The sequence below is a fragment of the Calyptranema fuscum S582 genome, assembly GCF_055793305.1.
This window is the reverse complement of the sequence record NZ_JBSLYH010000154.1, coordinates 1-240: the sequence shown is the minus strand read 5'-3', so window position 1 is coordinate 240 and position 240 is coordinate 1. Positions and strand designations below refer to the sequence as shown.

Genomic DNA, 240 nt, shown 5'->3' with positions numbered 1-240 from the left:
AGTCGAGCACCCACGGCTCGATAGATGCCGATCGCCTGCTCATAGTTCTCCAGGGCTTCGGTGCGACGGTCAAGAAATTGCAGGACATCGCCGATCGCTTTTAACGTGTTGGCTTCACCCAGTCGATCACCCACGGCTCGATAGATGCCGATCGCCTGCTCATAGTTCTCCAGGGCTTCGGTGCTTCGTTTAAGAAATTGCAGGACATCGCCGATCGCTTTTAACGTGTTGGCTTCACCC

Annotated in this window: 1 protein-coding gene; it reads right to left on the bottom strand. The window is 55.0% G+C overall.

Annotation, left to right across the window (positions count from 1 at the left end):
- The coding region (locus ACR6Z4_RS32285) for a tetratricopeptide repeat protein (protein WP_479721412.1) at positions 1 to 240 on the bottom strand (240 nt) is incomplete at both ends.